Annotated in this window: 4 protein-coding genes; all 4 read right to left on the bottom strand. The window is 33.0% G+C overall.

All coding sequences use genetic code 11. From position 1 onward, the window contains the following. Window positions 1-799: PP2C family protein-serine/threonine phosphatase (locus tag I6E24_RS16070; RefSeq protein ID WP_235329699.1), on the bottom strand; the 799-nt coding region annotated here is incomplete at its 3' end. A gap of 2 nt (window positions 800-801) precedes the next feature. Further along, on the bottom strand, window positions 802-1,449 hold the full coding sequence (locus I6E24_RS16065; RefSeq protein ID WP_262911944.1) for a serine/threonine-protein kinase: 648 nt from the start codon (window positions 1,447-1,449) through the stop codon (window positions 802-804). 23 nt (window positions 1,450-1,472) lie between these two features. Further along, window positions 1,473-1,793, bottom strand: a complete 321-nt coding sequence (locus I6E24_RS17245; protein WP_262911943.1) for a protein kinase — start codon at window positions 1,791-1,793, stop codon at window positions 1,473-1,475. Then, the coding region (locus I6E24_RS16060; protein ID WP_235329697.1) for a tetratricopeptide repeat protein at window positions 1,786-2,010 on the bottom strand (225 nt) is incomplete at its 5' end. The genes I6E24_RS16060 and I6E24_RS17245, both read right to left, overlap by 8 nt.

The following is a 2,010-nucleotide window of genomic DNA, read 5'->3' as shown; positions in this document are numbered from 1 at the left end:
TTGACAACCTGTTCATTTTTTCTTTTAATATTGAATTACTTTTCATCTCTAAAATAGCTGCTGTAAGATTATCGTATTCATTACCAGAATTTCTTCCTATACTTTCTACTATATTGGCTGTTGATTCCAATATATTATTAATTGATTTCTTTTCTGATAAATAACGTATAAACTCCTCTTCAGGCATAGCTCCCCAAAAGCCGTCAGTACAAAGGATAAATCTATCTCCTTTCTGGTACGGATGTTCTGAAACTTCCACTTCAATATCAGGGGTTACGCCTAATGCTTTCATTATAACATTTGATTGTGCAGATAATCGAGCCTGTTCCTCAGATATTACTTTTTTCTTTACCATTTCAAAAACCATAGAATGGTCAAAAGTTCTAAAAACCTTTTTCCCATTTCTAATTTGGTAAATCCTGCTATCACCAACATATGCAGCTATAGCTGAATGCTTAGATATTAATAAAGCTGTTACAGTTGTACCCATACCCTGTAATGCTGAATTATTTTTCCCTTCCTCTATAATAGCTATGTTAGCATTTCTTATAGCCTTTGTCAACGTCATGGATGGATTCGCTTGATGGTCGGCTGCAGAAACTGTTTCTATGATTTTTTTTACTGCCAATTGGGATGCAACACTACCACCTTGCATTCCTCCCATGCCATCACAGACTACAATTAAGTAACCTAGTTTTGTTTCCCTCAAGCCAGCTGCATCTTGATTCTCTTTTCGACCTCCAATTCTAGAGTCGATGAAACCTATTGCATTTTCTTTAATATCAATGGGTGTAACCATAATTATATGATTAATAAGAAACTTAAAATTATAATTATGCTTGCAATAACAAGCAACCATTTCCATGGGGTATTTAACCAATATATCAAATCTAAATTTTTATTGGGATCCAATGCTTCAATAATAGCGAATTTGAACTCTGTAGCAGACTTATAACGCTTGTTAGGCGTTTTTTCTGTAGCTTTTAATATGACTTTATACAACCTTTTGGGTATTTTTTTATCATAAGGTAGCTTCATGGACATTTGTCTAGATAGTACATCAGCTTCAATTTCTGTTTTAAAAGGATTCACACCTGTAAGAAGTTCATAAAAAGTTATGCCGGTTGCGTATATATCCGTTTGTGCATTGATTTCTGTATTTTTACCATCTCTTAAAATTTGTTCTGGGGCTGCATATTGCGGCGTACCAATAAATCCATACGAAGAGTATTTATTACCACCATTCATACGAGCAATACCTAAATCCATTAATTTTACATTCGAACCATTTTCAAGCATAATGTTTGAAGGTTTTACATCTCTATGAACGACACCTCTTGAATGTAGATATTGTAAAGCATCAAGAACTAAACATATTTCGTGTGATATTTTTTTTACTCTTTCATTTGGAGAAAGATTATTGAGCTGTTCTCTAACATGAGTTTCCAGTGTTATTCCTGCAATATATCCACTTAATATAAAAATAGGCCCTGTATCAGAATATACTCACAAAGTCCTATCATTTGTACTAAATTGGGATGAGAAAAGGATAAAGAAGCTTCTAATTTAGCTCTTTCCCTTATCATCTTATTATTGGCATATATATCTTTGACTCTCTTTACTGCTATTCGTTGGTTTGAATCACAGCTAAATCCTAAATATACAGTGCCCATAGCACCTTTTCCTAGAGGAATACTATTTGAATCGTAATAATACCAATGCCCAGAAACTTGTAGAAAAATACGAGAATCTCCTTCTTGTTGATAAACTTGATGTAACATGGTATTATTCATTTTCTAATAATGTTGTTAAGTTTTTTTGGAGAACATTTTTCAAATTATTGGTATCAAACCCATGTAAAGCATGTGTGCCATTATTTATTTGATTCAATGCTGATTGAAAAGATTCAATGGCTAAAACTTTATCGCCACTCCAATAATATGCTATCCCCAAGATATAATACACTTCAGGGGCAAACAGGGATTTATCTTTTATTGAGCTTAATTCTTT

Source organism: Bacteroides caecigallinarum, assembly GCF_021530995.1.
Lineage (GTDB): Bacteria > Bacteroidota > Bacteroidia > Bacteroidales > Bacteroidaceae > Phocaeicola > Phocaeicola faecigallinarum.
The sequence above is the reverse complement of the archived record's forward strand: the minus strand, read 5'-3'. Positions and strand labels throughout refer to the sequence as shown.